Source organism: Amycolatopsis sp. NPDC004747 (assembly GCF_053601335.1).
The window spans coordinates 201,990-219,859 of sequence record NZ_JBSGBQ010000017.1; the positions used below are offsets into that span (position 1 = coordinate 201,990).

General features: G+C 71.8%; 15 protein-coding genes. 10 read left to right on the forward strand and 5 right to left on the reverse strand.

Annotation, left to right across the window (positions count from 1 at the left end):
• The first annotated feature begins 14 nt into the window (after positions 1-14).
• From ACWEGE_RS27295 to ACWEGE_RS27305, 3 genes are all read left to right on the forward strand, one after another.
• Positions 15-1,493, forward strand: coding sequence for a serine/threonine-protein kinase (locus ACWEGE_RS27295; protein ID WP_449663284.1), 1,479 nt, complete (start codon positions 15-17; stop codon positions 1,491-1,493).
• A 121-nt stretch (positions 1,494-1,614) separates the two neighbouring features.
• A complete protein-coding gene (locus ACWEGE_RS27300) occupies positions 1,615-2,673 on the forward strand; it encodes a glycosyltransferase family 4 protein (protein WP_449663285.1) in 1,059 nt (352 codons plus the stop codon).
• A 40-nt stretch (positions 2,674-2,713) separates the two neighbouring features.
• Positions 2,714-3,247 carry an SLATT domain-containing protein gene (locus tag ACWEGE_RS27305; protein ID WP_449663286.1) on the forward strand — a complete coding sequence of 178 codons (534 nt, stop codon included), beginning with the start codon at positions 2,714-2,716 and terminating at the stop codon, positions 3,245-3,247.
• A 5-nt stretch (positions 3,248-3,252) separates the two neighbouring features.
• On the opposite strand, the gene ACWEGE_RS27310 is transcribed toward ACWEGE_RS27305, so the two are convergent.
• The gene (locus ACWEGE_RS27310) at positions 3,253-6,483 is read right to left on the reverse strand and encodes a GH92 family glycosyl hydrolase (RefSeq protein ID WP_449663287.1); all 3,231 of its coding nucleotides are present in this window, start codon (positions 6,481-6,483) and stop codon (positions 3,253-3,255) included.
• A 92-nt stretch (positions 6,484-6,575) separates the two neighbouring features.
• Positions 6,576-7,898, reverse strand: coding sequence for a MocR-like pyridoxine biosynthesis transcription factor PdxR (gene pdxR / locus ACWEGE_RS27315; RefSeq protein ID WP_449663288.1), 1,323 nt, complete (start codon positions 7,896-7,898; stop codon positions 6,576-6,578).
• A 47-nt stretch (positions 7,899-7,945) separates the two neighbouring features.
• Here pdxR and ACWEGE_RS27320 point away from each other — a divergent pair, with 47 nt between their 5' ends.
• On the forward strand, positions 7,946-8,941 hold the full coding sequence (locus ACWEGE_RS27320) for an aldo/keto reductase (RefSeq protein ID WP_449663289.1): 996 nt from the start codon (positions 7,946-7,948) through the stop codon (positions 8,939-8,941).
• Here the strand turns inward: ACWEGE_RS27320 and ACWEGE_RS27325 are convergent.
• Positions 8,869-9,783: a LysR family transcriptional regulator gene (locus ACWEGE_RS27325; RefSeq protein WP_449663290.1), complete on the reverse strand. Its 915-nt coding sequence runs from the start codon at positions 9,781-9,783 to the stop codon at positions 8,869-8,871. The genes ACWEGE_RS27320 and ACWEGE_RS27325 overlap by 73 nt on opposite strands.
• 70 nt (positions 9,784-9,853) lie before the next feature.
• On the opposite strand from ACWEGE_RS27325, the gene ACWEGE_RS27330 reads away from it, so the two are divergent.
• Both ACWEGE_RS27330 and ACWEGE_RS27335 read left to right on the forward strand, forming a co-directional pair.
• Complete coding sequence (locus tag ACWEGE_RS27330) at positions 9,854-10,993, forward strand: MFS transporter (RefSeq protein WP_449663291.1); 1,140 nt, start codon at positions 9,854-9,856, stop codon at positions 10,991-10,993.
• Between the two features lie 135 nt (positions 10,994-11,128).
• A complete protein-coding gene (locus ACWEGE_RS27335) occupies positions 11,129-11,305 on the forward strand; it encodes a hypothetical protein (RefSeq protein WP_449663292.1) in 177 nt (58 codons plus the stop codon).
• Between the two features lie 44 nt (positions 11,306-11,349).
• Here the strand turns inward: ACWEGE_RS27335 and ACWEGE_RS27340 are convergent, their stop codons facing one another.
• Positions 11,350-14,262 (reverse strand): tetratricopeptide repeat protein, encoded by a 2,913-nt coding sequence (locus ACWEGE_RS27340; RefSeq protein ID WP_449663293.1) that lies wholly within the window; start codon positions 14,260-14,262, stop codon positions 11,350-11,352.
• Between the two features lie 146 nt (positions 14,263-14,408).
• On the opposite strand from ACWEGE_RS27340, the gene ACWEGE_RS27345 reads away from it, so the two are divergent.
• The 4 genes from ACWEGE_RS27345 to ACWEGE_RS27360 are packed head-to-tail and all read left to right on the forward strand — an operon-like array spanning position 14,409 to position 17,175.
• The gene (locus ACWEGE_RS27345) at positions 14,409-15,059 is read left to right on the forward strand and encodes a vWA domain-containing protein (protein ID WP_449663294.1); all 651 of its coding nucleotides are present in this window, start codon (positions 14,409-14,411) and stop codon (positions 15,057-15,059) included.
• Entirely contained in the window at positions 15,046-15,900 is an 855-nt protein-coding gene (locus ACWEGE_RS27350; RefSeq protein WP_449663295.1) for a hypothetical protein, read from the forward strand. The genes ACWEGE_RS27345 and ACWEGE_RS27350 overlap by 14 nt, the downstream gene beginning before the upstream one ends.
• A gap of 46 nt (positions 15,901-15,946) precedes the next feature.
• Complete coding sequence (locus ACWEGE_RS27355) at positions 15,947-16,321, forward strand: hypothetical protein (RefSeq protein WP_449663296.1); 375 nt, start codon at positions 15,947-15,949, stop codon at positions 16,319-16,321.
• Positions 16,318-17,175, forward strand: a complete 858-nt coding sequence (locus tag ACWEGE_RS27360; RefSeq protein ID WP_449663297.1) for a hypothetical protein — start codon at positions 16,318-16,320, stop codon at positions 17,173-17,175. The genes ACWEGE_RS27355 and ACWEGE_RS27360 overlap by 4 nt, the downstream gene beginning before the upstream one ends.
• A gap of 362 nt (positions 17,176-17,537) precedes the next feature.
• Here ACWEGE_RS27360 and ACWEGE_RS27365 read toward each other — a convergent pair.
• A partial coding sequence (locus ACWEGE_RS27365; protein ID WP_449663298.1) for a helix-turn-helix domain-containing protein occupies positions 17,538-17,870 on the reverse strand: 333 nt, incomplete at its 5' end.

Here is a 17,870-nt window from a genome sequence, read left to right on the forward strand (position 1 = left end):
TCGGAGAATGGTGGATGCTCGTGGAAAGTCGCCGGATCCGCGATCGGTACCGGCTGCTCGAGCCGATCGGCGGCGGCGCGATGGGCACGGTGTGGCGGGCCCAGGACGAAAAGCTCGACCGCACCGTGGCGATCAAGGAACTCCTGCTGCCGCACGACCACGACGAGCAACGCACCCAGGAGGCGAAGAACCGCGCGATGCGCGAGGCGCGGATCGCCGCCCGGTTGCAGCATTCCCACGCGATCACCGTGTTCGCCGTCCTCGAGGAGGAGGACCGGCCGTGGCTGGTGATGGAGTACCTGCCGTCGAAGAGCTTGGCCGTCGTGCTCGGCGAGCAGCCCGCCACGGTGGACGACGCCATCCGCGTCGGTGTGCAGATCAGCTCGGCGCTCGCCGGCGCGCACCGCGCCGGGGTCGTGCACCGCGACGTGAAGCCGGCCAACATCCTGGTCTCCGAGGACGGCACGGCGAAGATCACCGACTTCGGCATCTCGCGCGCGATCGGTGACGTCAAGCTGACGGCCACCGGGGAGATCGCCGGCACGCCCGCGTACCTGGCGCCCGAAGTGGCCCGCGGCGAAGACGTCGACTTCGCCGCCGACGTCTTCTCGCTCGGCGCCACGCTCTACGCCGCTGTCGAGGGGCAGTCGCCGTACGGCACCGCCGACAACCCGATCGCCCTGCTCTACAAGGCCTCCAGCGGGGAGATCGTGCCGCCGGAGAAGACGGGCCGGCTGACGCCGCTGCTGCTGCGGATGCTCGACCCCGAACCGGCCGCCCGCCCGTCGATGGACGAGGTCGAGCGGGAGCTGCTGGCGCTGCTGCCGGACCCGGAGCCCGGCGAGTCGGTGCTCGCGGCGACGGTCCCGGAAGCCGAGCCCCCGGTGGTGCCGGTCGTGCCGGCCGCCGTCACCGTGCCGTCGGGTGAGGTCACCGCGGTGTCGCCGGGCGCGCGCAAGGGCCTGATCGCCGTCGGGGCGGGCGCGGCGCTGCTGTGCGTGGCGGTCGTCGTGGCCATCCTGCTGGTCGTGCGGCAGAAGCCGCCGCAGGACAACGCCGCCGCGCCGCCGTCGCAGACGCCGTCCACCTCGGCGTCGGCGGCTCCCCCGCCGCCCCCGTCGTCTACTCCGTCGTCGACGACACCGCCGCCGACCTCGGCCACTTCGGTGCCGCCGACCTCGCCGACGGTTTCGACGGTGTCCTCGACCAAGACGGCGGCCCAGGCGCTGAGCGACTACTACTCGCTGCTCCCGGGCAACCCCCAGGCGGCGTGGAACCTGCTCACGGACAAGTTCAAGGCCTCGCGCAACCAGACGTACGACAAGTACAAGAACTTCTGGGGCCAGTACCGGCGGGTGGATGCGTCGAACGTCAAGGAGATCGGGCCCAACCAGGTCACGGCGCACGTCACCTACGACGGCGCCAAGCCCGAGAACGACACCTTCACGCTGGTCCAGCAGAACGGCATCTGGATGATTGACGCGCAGAGCTGAACCTTCCCGGGCCGGGGTGCGTGTGACGTATGAGCCGTCACCGCCGTCGACCCACGCTGGAGGTAGCTGTGCCCGTTCCCACCGCCTCGCCCCGGCGCGCGCGATGAGGCCCGCCGACCCCATGGTGTTCATCCTCCCGGCCGCGCCACCGGGCAGCGACACCTACGACAAGCGGATGTGCCAGAACCTCCCCGCCGTCGGCCAGCCGGTGCTGGAGCTGCCGATCGCCGGTGACTGGCCCGAGCCCGACGCGACGTCGAGACGGAGACTGGCGCGGTCCCTCGCCGCGCTGCCGGACCGGACGGTCGTGCTGCTCGACGGCACGATCGCTTCGGGCGTGCCGGAGATCGTCGTCCCGCACGCGCGGCGCCTGCGCCTGGCCGTGCTCGTGCACCAGCCCCTCGCCGACGAGCCGGGGCTCGCCCCGGCGCACGCCGCGGAGCTGGACGCCTGCGAGCGCGAGACGCTGCGGATGGCCGGCATGGTCGTCGCGACCAGCCCGTGGCTCGCCCGGCTGCTGATCGACCGCCACGACCTGGACCCGGGCCGCGTGTACGTCGCCAAGCCGGGCACCGACGCGGCCCCGCTCGCGGCGGGCGCGGACGGGGTGTCCCGGCTGCTCTGCGTCGGCGAGGTGACCCGCCGCAACGGCCACGACGTGCTGGTCCAGGCCCTCGGCGAGGTCGACCACCTGGCGCTGTCGTGCGTGTTCGCCGGCTCGCTGGAGGCGGACCCGGCGTTCGTCGGCGAGCTCGGCTGGTCGATCGAGCGGCTCGGCCTCGGCAACCGGATCACGCTCGCGGGCGACGCGGTCGACCTCGGCGCGGCGTACAACGCGGCGGACCTGCTGGTCGTCCCGGCCCGCGCGGCGACGTCCGGCATGTTCGTGGCCCAGGCGCTGGCCAGGGGCATCCCGGTGCTGGCCACCGAGGTGGGCGGGGTGTACGACGCGCTCGGCGTCGACGCCGACGGCGAGATGCCGGGCTTGCTCGTGGCGCCGGACGACCCGTTCGCACTGGCGGACGCGCTGCACCGCTGGTACGCGGACCCGGAACTGCGCCGTTCCCTGCGCACGGCGGCGCTCGGCCGGGGCAGCGCGCTGGAGGAGTGGGACGTGGCGGCCCGCCGGCTCACCCACGTGCTGTCCCGGCTGGCGTCCGAACCGCGGATCGTCGCTTGACGGCCTTGCCCGGGTGCTGAGGTTCCACGACCCTGGCCCGATGCCGTCTGAGTCTTCGCTGCCCGATTCCGAACGCGGCTTCCTCGAAGTAGCCGGCCGGGATCCGGACCGCCCGCTGCGCGACCAGTTCCTCGGCTTCCGCGATCTGGTGTCGGCCGACATGGATTGGGTCGACAGCCGCAAGAGCCAGTTCCGCTTGCGCGCGTCGATCGTGCGGGTGAGCGCCCTCCTGCTCACCGCGGCGTCGACCGTGGTGCTCGGCATCCAGGAGATCCCGGCCCGCGCGTCGATCGCGCTGCCGATGGTCGCCCTGGTCACCGTGCTCGGTGGGCTCGAAACCTTCTTCAACTGGCGCTCGCGCTGGGTGCTGATGACGGAGACGCGTTATCGCTTCAACCGCCTGCGCGACGAGCTGGACTACTACATCGTCACGACTCCCGCGGCCGAGCTGAGCCGCGGCCGGCTTGCGGAATTCTTCGCCAAGCACCAGGTCGTCTGGGACGAGACCAGCCGCCAATGGGTCGAATTCCGCAAGCTCGACCGCCCACCACAGGCGCCCGAAGTCCGCGGCTGAGGCTGTCACACCAGGGTGAGCGCGTAGACCTCCACCCGCGGGTCGTTCGGCAGGCTCACCGACTGCACGGTCTTCGCGCCGTCCAGCCCGGCCGAAATCCCGAACAGCCGGACCGGCGGCCCGTCGACCCCGCTGCCCGCCTTGATCCGGTGCGGCATCTCCAGCACCACCGGGCTCCCGGACCCGGCCCAGTCACCGAACGTCACAGCCAGGTCGGCGCTCGTCCCGTCCGTGTAGTGCGCGGTCACCGTCGTCGACACCGGTCCGTTGTGCGACGCACCCACCATCCGCAGCGCCGTGTGCTGACCGGCCGGAACCAGCAGCGACTGCCCGCGGGCTTCCACGAAGTTCGGCGAAGTCCCCGAGGCGTCCGGTGCCGCGTACGTGACGCCGTCCCAGACCACCGGGCCCGCCTGCGGGAGCAGGGCCGCGTCGTAGCTCCAGCCGCTGTCGTCGAAGTTGCCCTCCGTCGAAGCGGCCACGGTGGCCGTTCCGTCGTGGTTGCGGTCGCGGGCCAGGTCCACCGCGCACTGCGGCCCCGGCGACACGCAGGCCGAGGGCGTCCGGACCTCGATCGCCGCCGAGCGGGTCACCGTGTTCGGGCCGGACACCTTCACCTCCACCGGGTACGTCCCGACGGCCGCGCCGGCCGGCACGGTCAGCGTGATCGGCACGGTCTGCGGCGCCGGCAGCCGTCCGGACCAGACCAGGAGCAACGGCTGGACCCGCGACTTCCAGGGCGCCGTCACCGAGACCGTCACCGGCTGCAGGCCCGGGTTCTGGGCCACCACGTCCAGGTCGAGGTGCACCTGCTGGGCCGCCCCGGCCGGGATCACCACGGACGTCTGCCGCAGCGAAGCGTCGACGTGCCGCCGCTGGTCGCCCGGCGCGTTGTTCACCGACGGCGGCACGGCGGACGGCGAAGTTCCCCACGAAGACGGCCGCGACCCGAGCTGGTGCGAAAGCTTTCCGCCGTGCGCGAGAGACGACCAGTCGAGGGACGTCTGCCGGACGTCCCGGCCGTTGAGCGACACGCTCTGGATGTACCGGTTCGCGTCGCTCGCGCCCGGCGCCGACACCGTGAGCGTGCCGCCCTGCTCGGAGCCGTACTGTCCGATCCGGACGGTCGCCGTCTCGAACTGCGGGCTCGACAGCGCGAGGAAGTTCGCGCCGCTCATCGTCGGGTACAGGCCGAGCGACGAGAAGACGTACCAGGCCGACATGGTGCCGAGGTCGTCGTTGCCGGTCATGCCGTCGGGGCCGGTGGTGAACAGCGTCATCGCCGCGCGGACGACGGTCGCGGTCTTCGACGGCGCGCCGACCCAGTTGTACATGTAGGGCGCGAGCAGGTCGGGCTCGTTGTTCGGGTTGTAGGTCGCCTTGCCGTAGTAGTCGTACGGGCTGGCGATCCAGTCCTTCCGCGCGGTCCCCGCCGGATCCTTGAGCAGGTTGCCGTAGGCGAAGAAGGAGTCGAGGCGCTTCTCCGTCGACGTCCGGCCGCCCATCAGCGAGACGAGCCCGGCCGGGTCCTGCGGCACGAGCCACTGGTACTGGTAGGCGCCGCCCTCGTGGAACTGGTGCCCGGCGTCGACCGGGTTGTACGGCGTGACGAACGTGCCCTCGGTGGTGCGCGGGCGGAACTGCTGGATCGACGAGTCCCACAGGTTGCGGTACCACTGGCCGCGGTCGGCGAACATCCGCGCGTCGGCCTGGTGGCCGAGGCCGCGGGCCATCAACGCGAGGGACGCGTCCGCGGCGGCGTACTCCATGGTCGCCGACGCCGGGTGCTCGCAGTCGTTGTCCCCGCCCTTGGCCGCGCAGTCCTTGCCGAGCTCGAGCCCGCTCGGGAGGTACCCGCGCTCGTTGTAGTAGTTGACACCGGAGCGGCCGTTGTACGGCGAATCGGCCGGTGGCGTGCTCGTCGCGTTCTTCTTGAGCAGCGCGTACGCCTCTTCTTCGTGCCCGGCGAGCAGGCCCTTCGACCACGCCTCGACGAGGAACGGTGTCACCGGGTCGCCGGTCATGATGTTCGTTTCGCTCTCGGCCAGCGCCCACCGCGGCAGCCACCCGCCGTCACGGCCGATGGCGACCACCGACAGCGCGACGTCCCGCGCGACCTGCGGTTCCAGCATCTCCAGCAGCTGGTTCTGCGGCCGGTAGGTGTCCCACAGCGAGAAGTTCTGGTACGGCGTGTAGCCGCTCGCGGTGTGCACCTTGCCGTCGAAGCCGGTGTAGCTGCCGTCGGTGTCGCCGGCCAGGTTCGGGTGCAGCTGCGCGTGGTAGAGCGCGGTGTAGAACGCCGTCTGCCGGTCGGTCGTGCCACCGGCGATCTTGATCGCGCCGAGCCGGTCCACCCACTGCTGGTGCAGGGCGGCGCGGGTGGCGTCGAAGTCGTAGTTCGACGTCTCCGCGGCGAGGTTCTTCCGCGCGCCGTCGAGCCCGGTGTAGGACAGGCCGACCTTGAGCACGACGTCGTGGTCGGTGCTCGCGTCGAAGCTCGCCCAGGCGCCGTTGCCGCCGGTGCCCGCGGCGTCGCGGCTGCCGTCGCTGCGCGTCGAGCCGCGCCAGGTGCCGAACGAGCTGAACGGCCGGTCGAAGGTCGCGGTGAAGTAGACGGTGTGCTCGTCGTGCCCGGCGCAGAACCCGCCGGCCTTGACCCGCCCTTCGAGGGTCCGGTCGCCGACGACGTGGATCTCGGAGTCCTTGACCGGCTGGTTGGCCTGGCCGGTGTTGAACAGGACGTTCGCCTGCCCGGTCGACGGGAACGTGTAGCGCTGCCAGCCGGTGCGCGCGGTGGCCGTCAGCTCGGCGTTGATGCCGTACTTCTTCAGGCCGACGCGGTAGTAGCCCGGCTCGGCGTGCTCGTCGTCGTGGCCGTAGTCGGAGCGGTAGGCGTTCTTGTCAACGTTGTCCACCGCGCCGGTGGTCGGCATGATCGGCAGCTCGCCCATCACGCCGCAGCCGACGCCGGACAGGTGCGTCTGGCTGAAGCCGTAGATCGAGTTCTGCAGGTAGTCGTAGCCACCCTGGCCGCCGGTGTCCGGGCTGACCTGCACCATCCCGAACGGCGCACTGGCGCCGGGGAAGGTGTTCCCGAAGTTCTGCGTGCCGACGAACGGGTTGACCAGGCTCACCGGGTCGATCGGCGCGGCGGCGTGTGCGGTGGCCTGGGTCGTGGCGGCGACCACGAGCGCGGCGGCCGCCGCGGCGATCAGTTGTCTGCTTGGCGACCCCATGGGGCGCGCACCTCCCAGGTGACAACGTTGTCAAGAGCGGACTGTCCAGCAGCTTTTCACATCCGCGAACATTTGAGAAGGCGGCAACCAGGTCAAGCCGTTGTCATGGCCCGCCGGAGCAGCCGCGCGGCGGCCTCGACCCCGGTGTCGGCGAGGTTGCCGTAACCGAGGACGAGGGCCGGCTCGCCCGCTGCCGTCCGGTAGTCGTCGAGATCGGTCACCTTGACACCGATGGCCCGCGCCGTCCGGACCACGGCCGCGGCGTCCTGGTCCAGGTGGAGCACGAGGTGCAGCCCGGCCGCGACGCCCGAGAGCCGCGCCGGCCCGAGCGCGGCGACGAGCCGGTCGCGCCGGGCGCGGTACCGCCGCCGGGCCCCGCGCAGGTACCGGTCGTACCCACCGCTTTCGACGAAGCCGGCGAGCGCGAGCTGGTCGACGACGGGCGGCGGATGTGCCCGCACCGTCCACTGTGGAGGCAGGACCGCCCAGCCGAGCCCGAGCGCGGGGCTGAGCGTCTTGCTGACCGACCCGAAGAGCGCGACCCGTCCCGGGTCGGTGCCCTGCAGGGTGCCGACCGGCCGCCGGTCGTACCGGAACTCGGCGTCGTAGTCGTCCTCGAGGATCAGGCCGTCGACGTCCCGCGCCCAGGTGAGCAGCTCGGCGCGCCGCCGCGGCGAGAGGACCGCGCCGGTGGGGAACTGGTGCGCGGGGGTGACGAGCACGGCGCGGACGCCCGCCGGGATCCGCCCGGCGTCGAGGCCTTCGTCGTCGACCGGCACCGGATCGACGGTCATCCCGGCGCCTTCGGCCGCTCGCCGCAGCCGCGTCCACCCCGGGTCCTCGACGGCCAGCCGGGTGTGGCCGCGCTCGGCCAAGGCGCGGCACACCGCGGCCACGCCGTCGGTGACGCCGCCGCAGACCAGCACCGTGCCGGGCGCGGCGCCGCGGACGCGGCGGAGGTACTCGCCCAGGACGCGCCGCAGCCGGGGGTGGCCGTCCGGTTCGGGCAGCCCGAAATCCGGGTGCGGGGTGTTCGCGAGGACCTCGCGCACCGCGTCCGCCCACGGCCGCCTCGGGAAGTTCCGGAGGTCGGGCAGTCCCGGAGCGAGGTCGTACCGCGGCGGGGTCGCGCGCGCCGGTTCCTGCGCCGCCACCGCGTCCCCCACCGGCCGGACCCGGGTGGCCGACCCGGTGTGCCCGGCCAGGTACCCCTCCGCGACGAGCTGGGCGTAGGCCTGCGTGACGACCCACCGCGAGCACCCGAGGTCGGCCGCGAGCCGTCGGCTCGGCGGGACCGTGCCGGTCAGGACGCCGTCCCGGATCGCCTTGCGCAAGGCACGGGCCAGCCGTTCGTGCTTCGGGCCCGGCCCGGCAGGCTCCAGCAGCACGCCCCAATCGGTCTGTGATCCGGCCACGGTATTGGACTGTAGTACCGGACCGATCCGGGTTTAGCGTGGTCGGCATGAAGAAGGTGGAACTGGGCCGGACCGGCCAGTACGTGAGCCAGGTGTCGCTGGGCTGCATGCTGATGGGCACGTCGACGGACGAGCCGACGTCCGCCCGCATCCTGGACGCGTACCTCGACGCCGGCGGCGACTTCCTGGACACGGCGAACTGCTACGCCTGGTGGGTGGGCGAGCAGTTCTCGGGCGGGGAAAGCGAAACCCAGCTGGGCAAGCTGTTGAGGGGCCGGCGCGACCGCGTCTTCCTCGCGACGAAGGTGTCGGCGGGCATCACGGACCTCCCGGCGGCCCGCGCCGCCCGGCGGCCGGACGGCACGACGGACTGGGACGCGGTGGGGCGCGCGTTCGAGGGCGTCGGCGCGGCGGTGATCGAGCGCGAGGCCGAGGCGAGCCTGCGCCGCCTGGGCACCGACCACATCGATCTCTACTACGTCCACGTCGACGACCGGCGCACCCCGCTCGAGGAGACACTGTCCGCTTTGGACGCTTTGGTCCGTGCGGGCAAGGTGCGGTACATCGGCTGGAGCAACGTCCGGACGTGGCGCCTGGAGCGCATCCGGTCACTGGCGGCGGCCAACGGGTGGGCGTCCCCGGTGGCGGTCCAGGTCCAGCACTCGTACCTGCGCCCCACCGGCGCCGACGTGTCTTCGATCGCGGGCGCCGAGCTGCTGGACTGGCTCGCCGAGCACCCGGACGTCTCGCTGGCGGCGTATTCCTCCCTGCTGCGCGGGATCTACGACGACGCCGCGTACCGGGAGTCGACGCCGATCTGGCGGTCGTACGCGGGCCCGGACAGCGAGGCGCGCCTGACCGCGGTGTCCAAAGTGGCGTCTTCGCTGGTCTTCACGGGCAACCAGGTGGCCTTGGCGTGGTTGCTGCGCAAGGGAGTCATCCCGCTGATCGGCCCGCGGACGTGGGCGCACTACGAGTCGATCGCCCCGGCCTTCACCTTGGAGCTGCCGGACGAGCTGCTGTCCGTGCTGGACAACGCGTAGGCGGTGGCGAGCAGCGCGGCGACGCTCGGCTTGTGCTCGTCGCGCCGCCGCCACGTCATGGTGACCTCGGTGGTGGCCCCGGCCAGGGGAACGGCGACCGCGCCTTCGGGCTCGACCAGGGCGGGCACGATCCCGCACCCCAGGCCGGCGGCCACGCACCGCGCGAGGGCGGCGAGGCTGCCGACCTCCGCCTCGACGGCGGGCCCCTCGATCCGGTCCAGCATCTCCCGGAAGCCGCAGCCCTTCGGCGTGGCGAGGAAGCCGACGCCGTCGAGGTCGCCGGGCCGGATCTCTTCTTTGCCCGCCAACGGATGCCCTGGCGGAACGATGACGACGAGTGGTTCCGTGCCCAGCGACGCACTGGCCAGCGCCGGGTCGGCGGGCGGGACGCCGAAGGTGAAGCAAACGTCCATTTCGGACTGCCGGACGGCCTGGTACAGCTCGCCGCGGCCGCCCTCCCGGACGCTGACCCGCACGCGCGGCCACTTCGTCCGGTACTCGCCGAAGAGGGCCGGGATCCGGTGTGCGCACAGCGTTTCCAGTGCGCCGATGGTCAGTTCACCCTCGGGCTCGCCGCGCTCCTCGTCGACCGCGGCCCGGGCTTCCTCGACGAGCTCGAGCACCTGGTCCGCATAGCCGATGAGCCGTTCGCCGGCCCCGGTGAGCCGCAGCCGCCGCCCGCGTTCGAACAGCTTCGCGCCGAGTTCCGCTTCCAGCGCCTGGATCTGCTCGGTGACGCTGGACTGGGCGTAGTGCAGCTCCGCGGCGGCGTGGGTGAAGTTGAGCGTCCGCGCGACGACGCGGAAGGTCCGCAGGTGGCGCAGTTCCATGGCATCCCCCATCGGCGTTCCCGATACCCGCCATCGTAACCGCCTGCTTCCGCCGGGGTCACCGAGCGTCGAGGCTTTCCTGGTGGCAAGACTCCTCACCGGCCTTTCGCTGGGCTACTTCCTGGTCATGCTGGACACGACGATCGTGACGGTCGCCCTGCCGGCCATTTCGCCGTCTTTGCCGGCGCAGCAATGGATTTCGAACGGCTACACGCTGACGTTCGCGGTCTTCCTGCTCATCGCGGGTGCGTGGTCGGACCGCTTCGGCGCCGGCCGGGTGTTCTCCCTCGGCCTGCTTTCGTTCGCGGCGCTGTCCGGTTTGTCGGCGCTGTCGTTCTCGGCGCCGATGCTGATCGTGCTGCGGGCGCTGCTCGGCGTGGCGGGCGCCCTGCTGGTCCCGTCTTCGCTGGCGCTGATCGCGGCGGCCCACCCGGTGCCCGCGGCGCGGGCGAAGGCGATGGGGGTGTGGGCCGCGGTGAGCGGAACGGGCCTGGTGGCGGGCCCGCTCCTGGGCGGCCTGCTGACGGAGGCCTTCGGCTGGCGGGCGATCTTCCTGGTCAACGTCCCGGTGGCCGCGGTCGCCTGGGCGCTGTCCCGGTCGGCGCCGCCGACCCCGGCGAGGGCGGGCCGGATGCTCCCCGCGCGCCTGCTCCGGGTTCGCGCCGTTCCGCTGGGGCTCGTGGCGGGCGCGATCGTGAACTTCGGATTGTCCGGCGTGCTGTTCGTGCTGTCGCTGTATTTCCAGGAAACCCGCGGTTATCCGCCGTCGACGACCGGGTTGGCGTTCCTTCCGCTGACGATCCCGACGGCGTTCAACCCGATTTTCACCGGCCGCTTGGTGGCTCGCGTCGGGCCGCGCGGTCCGGCGGTGAGCGGCTTTCTGCTGATGTCCGGTGGCGTCCTGGTCCAGGCGTGCTCGACCTCGGCGGCCCTGTCGGTGGTCGCACTGGCGTTGCTGGGCTTCGGGGTGTCGCTGGCGATCCCCTCGCTGCTGACGGTGGTGGTCACCGCGGCTCCGCCCGACCTGACCGGCGTCGCCGGGGGCGCGTTGAACGCCGCTCGCCAGGCCGGTGCGGCTCTCGGGGTGGCGGTCCTCGGCGCCTTGCTGACCGCGACGACGGTGCCGGTCGCGTTGGCCGCGGCCGCGGGCGTGCTCCTGGCCGGAGCGGCGACCGTCGCTTCGATCCCGGCGGAGCGGACCCGGCCGGCCCGGCAGCGCTGAGCCGAGAAGGGGTTTCCTGTTCGTTTATGAAACAGGAAACCCCTTGTCGCTGAATACGGCGTCACGAATCCTCGGTGGTGGGCGCAGGAATTACCGGAAGCGCCCGAAATCACCATTCCCGAGGAGGGATTCGCCATGTCGAAGAAGCTGGCCAAAATCGCCGGTCCGGTGCTCGCCGTCTGCGCTGTCGCGGCCCTGCCGCTGATCGGCGCCACCACGGCGTTCGCGGACGGCGGCGGCGGGGCGCCGGCCGCCCAGGTCGTCACGCCGACGCCGACGCCCACCACCGACGGCAACCCCTGGCACGGTTGAGCGACCCGGCCGTGAGTGACGGCCGGGACGCCGTCGCTCACGGCTCACCGCGGGCCGCAGGCGCAGCCCAGCGCCGAACGCACTTCGCGCACCTCGCCGGCTTCCGGCAGGTCGAGCGCGGCGAACTCGGCCTCGGCCGCGGCCCAGTGCGTCACCGCGCCTTCGTGGTCGCCCATCGCGTGCAGCGTCTCGGCGACGCAGCGGTGGGCCCGGGCCTGGTAGGCGCGGTTCCCGCTGCCGTCGGCGAGGTCCAGTGCCGACTTGCCGGCGGTGAGCGCTTCCCGGCGGGCGCCGCGGGCCAGCGCCGTCGCACTGCGGTCGAGGTAGAGCTGGGTGCGCAGGTCGGCGTCCGGCACGTTCATCGCCACCTCCCGGGCCTTGTCGTGGTAGCGGACGGCTTCGGCGTACCGGCCGCGCTGCCGGTGCACGTTGCCGAGGTTGTTCAGCGCGTAGGCCTCGACGCACCGGTCGCCGACTTCGGCGGCGTGCCCGTGCGCGTCGGTGTAGCTGATCAGCGCTTCGGCGAGCAGGCCGAGCCGTTCCTGCACGGACCCGAGGTTGTTGAGCGCGTGCGCCAGCCCCTGGACGTGGCCGATCTCGCGCAGCATCCGCGCGGCGGATTCGTGCTGGCGCAACGCGATCGGGAGGTTGCCGTGGAGTTCGTTGAGGTAGCCGAGCATGCTCAGCGCGTGGGCCTCGCCCCGCCGGTCTTCGGTCTGCTCGTACTTGGCCAGCGCGGCTTCGAGGTGGGCCATCGCCTGGTCGTGCCGGCCCAGTTCCATGGTGGGGATGGCGAGGGCGCACAGCGTCGCCGCTTCGCCGCGCGGGTCGCCGAGCCGGTGCCACTTGGGCAGCGCCTTCGCGGCCAGTTCCAGTGCTTCGGCGAGCTGCCCGCGCCGGTCGTGCGCGGTGGCCAGCCGCAGCAGGACGTGCGCCTGGCCGTAGTCGTTGCCCGCGTCGGCGGAGACGGTCTTCCAGGCGAGCTCGAGCGTGCCGATCCAGTCTTCGAACTGGTTGGTCGTGTTGAAGTAGCGCCACAGCAGCACGGCGAGGCGCCAGGTGTGCTCGGGCAGCGCGTGCGTGGCGGCGTAGCGGATGGCGGCCACGAGGTTGTCGCGTTCGGCGACGATCCACCGCAGCCCGGCGTCGGCGTCGGCGAAGGCCGGTGTCACCGCGCAGGACCGGTCCGACGTCGACGGCAGCTGCGCCCGGTCGAAGGGGTACGCGGCGCGGACCGCGGCCGCCAGCGTGACGAGGTAGTAGTCCAGCAGCCGCACCAGCGCGGGTTCGGGCGCCGGCTCCTCGGCGGCGAACTCCTTGAGCGGGTCGAGCATCCGGTACCGCTCGGGCGTGGCTTCCTCCAGCAGGCTGACCTCGTGGAGGTCGTCGAGCAGCTCCCGGGCCTCGGCGACGTCGCAGCCGGCCAGCGCCGCGCCCCCGGCGACGTCGACGTCCGGGCCGGGCAGGCTGCCGAGCAGCCGGAACAGGGTGCGCTGCGGTTCCCCGAGCTGCCGGTAGGACACCCGGACCGCGGCGACGCCGTCGGCCTCGCCCCACGGCCCGTTTTCTTCGAGCAGGCGCAGCAGGTGCTCCAGCGGCCACCGGTCGTGCCGCCGGAACAGCGCGGCGGCCACCCGGATGGGCATGGGCAGGTAGCCGCACCGCCGCACCACGGCGGCGATGTCGGCCGCCCGGCCGCGCAGCCGCGACGGCCCGGCGAGCGCGTGGAACAGCTCGGCCGCCTCCTCGGGCGGGAGCGGCGCGAGCCGGATGTTTTCGCCGGTGTCGGCGTCGCCCATCCGCCGGCTGGTGATCACGGCCAGGCAGCCGTCCGCTTCAGGCAGCAGCGGCCGGATCTGCTCCGGCGACGCGGCGTTGTCCAGCACGACGAGCGTGCGCGTGCCCCAGAGCGTCGCCTGGTAGAGCGTCACTTTCCGGCCGACGGTGGCCGGGATCTGCTCGGCGGGGACGCCGAGTTCGACGAGCAGTTCGCTCAGGGCGTCGCCGACGTCGGTCGCGTCGACGCCGGGGGTGAACCCGTTGAGGCGCGCCAGGAGCTGGCCGTCGGGGAAGCGGTCGCGCAGCCGGTGGGCCGCCTCGACGGCCAGGCCGGACTTGCCGACGCCGGGCGCGCCGCTGACCCAGACCGCCCGCCGCCCGGCCGCGGCGGCCGCCTCGATCACGGCGATCTCCTCGGCGCGGCCGGTGAACTCGCCGGGCCGGGACGGCAGCGAGCTGGGCGGATCGCCCTGTTCGGCCCGGGCGGCGAGCTTGCGCAGCACCGGCCCGGGCGCCATCCGCAGGGCGGCGAGGGCGTCGTGGGTGCCGTGGTAGACGCGCAGCGCGGCGACCCGGTCGCCGCCGGCGAGCAGCGCGCGCATCAGCAGTTCGGCGTGCCGCTGGCTGGCCGGGTCGGCCTGGACGAGCGGCCGCAGCCGGTCGCGCGCCGCGCGGTGCTCGCCGGATTCGAGCTCGAGTTCGGCCAGGTCGCCGACGACGTCGGGGTAGCTCTCGTCCGGCGAGATCACCTCGGCGCCGCCGACGCGGTCGATGTCGATGTCCTCGAGGAACTTCCCCCGCCAGAGCCCGACGGCCTCGCGCAGCAGCGCGATCGCCCGGCGGGGGTCGTCGGCGCGGACGTCCGCGGCTTCGGCGCGCAGCCGGTCGAACCGCGCGGTGTCCAGCTGGTCCTCGCCGATCCGCAGCAGGTAGCCGGTCGGGGTGGTTTCGATGGTCGCGTCCCCGACGACGTCCCGCAGCCGCTTGATGTAGCTGCGCACCAGGGTGGGCTTGGCTTCGCGGTCGGCCCAGACGATCTCGGCGAGGCGCGCGGGCGTGACCGGCCGGTTGGCGTGCAGGAGCAGCACGACCAGGACGAACCGCTGCTGCTGGTCGCCGAGCGGCACCGGCACGCCGTCGTGCCACGCCTCGAGCGGGCCGAGCATCCGAAACTCCACGCGGCCTCCCCGGCATCGGCTTGCTGTCCTCTTTGATGTCGCGCAATCGGCCGTCCGGGTTTCGGGAATCCGCATTTCTTCCACGTTCGGTGCACACGGCGTTGGCACACTCCCGCCGGTCCGCCAGGGGTGAAGGAGAAACAGGTATGGGGTCCGACGTGTTGCCGTGTTACGTGGCCTGCGATGTCTCGCTGTCGATGACCGACCACATCGACGAGCTGAACACCGGGCTGCGCGAGTTCCGCGGCGCCGTCCACGCGGACGCGTCGGTGGCCGGCCGCGTGTTCTGCAGCGTGATCGGGTTCGGGGAGCGCCCGCAGGTGATCCAGTCGCTGCTCCCCATGGACGACCTCGCCGAGCTGCCCGAACCGCGTCCGCACGCGGGAACGAACTTCGGCCCGCTGTTCACGTTCCTGCGTTCGGCGATCGAACGGGACGTGGTGGTCTTGCGCCGCCACCGCCTGCGGGTCCACCGCCCGCTGGTGTTCTTCCTGTCCGACGGCCAGCCGACGGACCCCGTGACCTGGCCTTTTGCGCACGCGGCGCTGACGGATCCGGAGTGGCCCCGCTGCCCGCGGGTGGTGACGTTCGGCCTCGGCGACGCGGACGAGGAGGCGCTGGGCCGGATCGGGACGTTCCGCACGTACCTGAGCCGCGACGGCGTCCGCATGGGCACGGCGTTGATCGCCTCGGTGATGCACGTTCTGTCCACTTCCCGTCCACCGGCCGAACGCACCCTGTCCGAAAGGGGGTCGCCATGGAAACTCACTGAAGGAGAAGCCGGTGGAGCGCGCTGAGCTGGTTCGGGAGCTGAAGGCGTTGCGGAAGGGCCGCGCGTTGGCCGGCCGCGTCGAGGACCGGGTGGGCCCGGCGCTGCGGTCGGCGTGCGCGGTGTCGGACGGCGACGGGATGGTGACGATCCGGGCGAAGGTGGCGGACCGCCTGTCCGAGCTCGCCACGCACCTGCCCGAGGACCTCCGCCTGGCGGCCCTGGCGGCCTTCGCGATCACACCGGAGGCCCGCCAGCCGCTGTACCAGGAGAGGATGCGCTGGGCGGCGGCGCGGGTCGACCGCGACCCGCGCACGGTCCGCCGCCGCGTGGACGAGGCGATCGAGCTGCTGGCGGAGCTGGCGGTGTCTTCATCGGCCGGTTCGTCACCGGACAGCTGGCACCTCGTGTCGTTGACGCTGGCGCTGGTGCTCGAGGAGTCGTGCGTGTTCGAGCAGCACCGAGTGGTGGCGGACGAGGACGGCCCCCGGTCGTTCGCACTGGCTGTCGGTTCTGTGGAGAGCAAGTTGCTGTACGGCGGAACGCTTTCGGAGGGCACGGTCCGGCTGCCGGCGGCGTTGTCCCGCGGGGAGTCTTGGGAGTTCGCGGCGCTGTCGAAGTTCGAGCCGGCCACGCACGTGGTCCTCATCCCGCGCCACCGGTGCGAGCTGTTCGAGCTGAGACTCCGGTTCGGGAAGGAGGGACCACCGGAGGTGGTGGCACTGGACGGCGCGTTCGAGAGGGACGTGGCGGACCCGGGGTACCGAGGCCGTTCCCGGCCGGTGGACGCGGCGGGGGAGGTGCACCTGCAGTTCCGCCACCTCACGCCTGGGCTGGTCTATGGGGCTCGATGGGCGGACCAGCCGTGAGGCGGAGCACCTGCCCGTCCACGAGGCTTGGTTACGCTGCCACCTCGTGACCCGACGTTTGCAGAAGTCCTCGGAACGGCTGATCGGCCGGTGGCGGATCGAGACGATGAGTGGCTGGGACCGTGAAGCGATCGACTTGGTCGAACCCGGATTCATCGAGTTCGCCGCGGACGGATTGGGGCAAATCGGGTTCGTCGCCGTCACCGGGCAGCTGGACTGCCGCGCGAGCGAACGTGACGGCTCTCCCGGCGTCGAGTTCACCTGGGAAGGCGTCGACGAGGGCGACCAGGTCAGCGGCCGAGGCTGGGCGGTCCTGGTCGAGGACGACATGATCGAGGGGCACCTGTTCCTGCATCTGGGAGACGAGTCGAGTTTCCGGGCAAAGCCGTTCCCCGGCGCGGACGAACGGGGTGGCCGGTGAGCGAGTACCAGTACTACGAGTTCCGGGCGATCGATCGGCCACTGGACGATGGCGAACAAGCCGCGGTCCGGTCTTTGTCCACCCGGGCGACGATCAGCGCCACCAGCTTCGTGAACGAGTACCACTGGGGCGACTTCAAGGGTGATCCGTGTCAATTGATGGAGCGGTATTACGACGCGCACCTGTACGTGGCGAACTGGGGCAGTCATCGAGTGATGTTCCGTCTGCCGTCCGATCTGCTCGATCCAGAGGTCGTCGAGGATTACTGCGCCGGGGAGGCGCGCGCGTGGGTCACGGGCGAGTTCGTCATCCTCGACTTGGCGAGCGAAGACGACACCGGTGAGTCCGACTTCGACGACGAGCCCGAGAACCTGCTGCCGTCGATCGTCGGAGTCCGAGCCGAACTCGCCGCCGGCGACCTCCGGCCGCTCTACCTGGCGTGGCTGGCGGCTTACGGTGCTTGGGAGCGTGACGAGGACGCTTTCGACCGGGAGGCGGACAACGAGCCCGAACCACCGGTTCCGGCCGGGCTGGGCACGCTCACCGCAGCGCAGCGAACACTGGCCGACTTCCTCCGCCTCGACGACGACCTCCTCGCCGTCGCGGCCCAGGCTTCTCTGCCGCTCGCGGACAATTCCGCCGACTTGGCCACTTGGGTGACCAGTCTGCCGACGGCCGAAAAGGACAGGCACCTCGCCCGTGTCATGCAGGGGGAGGGCATGCGGGTACGGGCGGAGTTGCTGCGCCGCTACAGCGGCGACACCGCGCCGGCCATCTCTGGCACGCCCCGTCGCACGGTGGCCAACTTGCTCGACGCCGCAGCGCGCCGACGGACCAATCGCACGCATCGCTAGGGCGGGAGGCTACGAACGTCGGATCGAGGCGGGCCGTTGTTCGACCACACATTCACGTGCCGACAACGACAACGCGGTTGCTCGTGCACCGCTGGCAGAGTGCTGCGACCGAGAAAACAAGGTGCCCCCGGCAGGATTCGAACCTGCGACACCCGCTTTAGGAGAGCAGGCAACAGCGTTGACTGTGCCCTCTACCTGCAACTTTGTCCTCACGGTTCTCGATGGAGCCCTCCTGAACATCACCAGACAGCAGCGTTTCGGGTCACGAAATGGGTCATGAGATCCCCGGGCGTGTCGCGGCTTGGGGGTTACACGCCGGCGCGCCGTGCGCGCTGGTAGCTCACCACCGGCGGTGGCGTGGATCACGTCTGAGGTCTCGCGGGTGAAACTGGCGTGGTGAAGCTGGCCGTGTCGACGAGGCTGTTGCTAGTCACGGCGGCTTGCTCGATGTCGTCGATTGCGCGTGCCGGGACGATGATGCGGTTCCGAACTCTGATAGCGGGGAACTCGCCTGCCTGAATTGCTCGGTAGAGGGTCATGGCTGACAGGTTCAGCATCGCTGCGGCCTCGCCGACGCGGTAGAACCGTGGCCGGTCGAGTTCGCGAACTATTCGAGGATTCATGGCATCAGCTTTCTGGAGTGAGGCTGAGAAGCCTTCGTCGCTGGTGGTGTCGGCGGCCAGACTTGGCCGCCG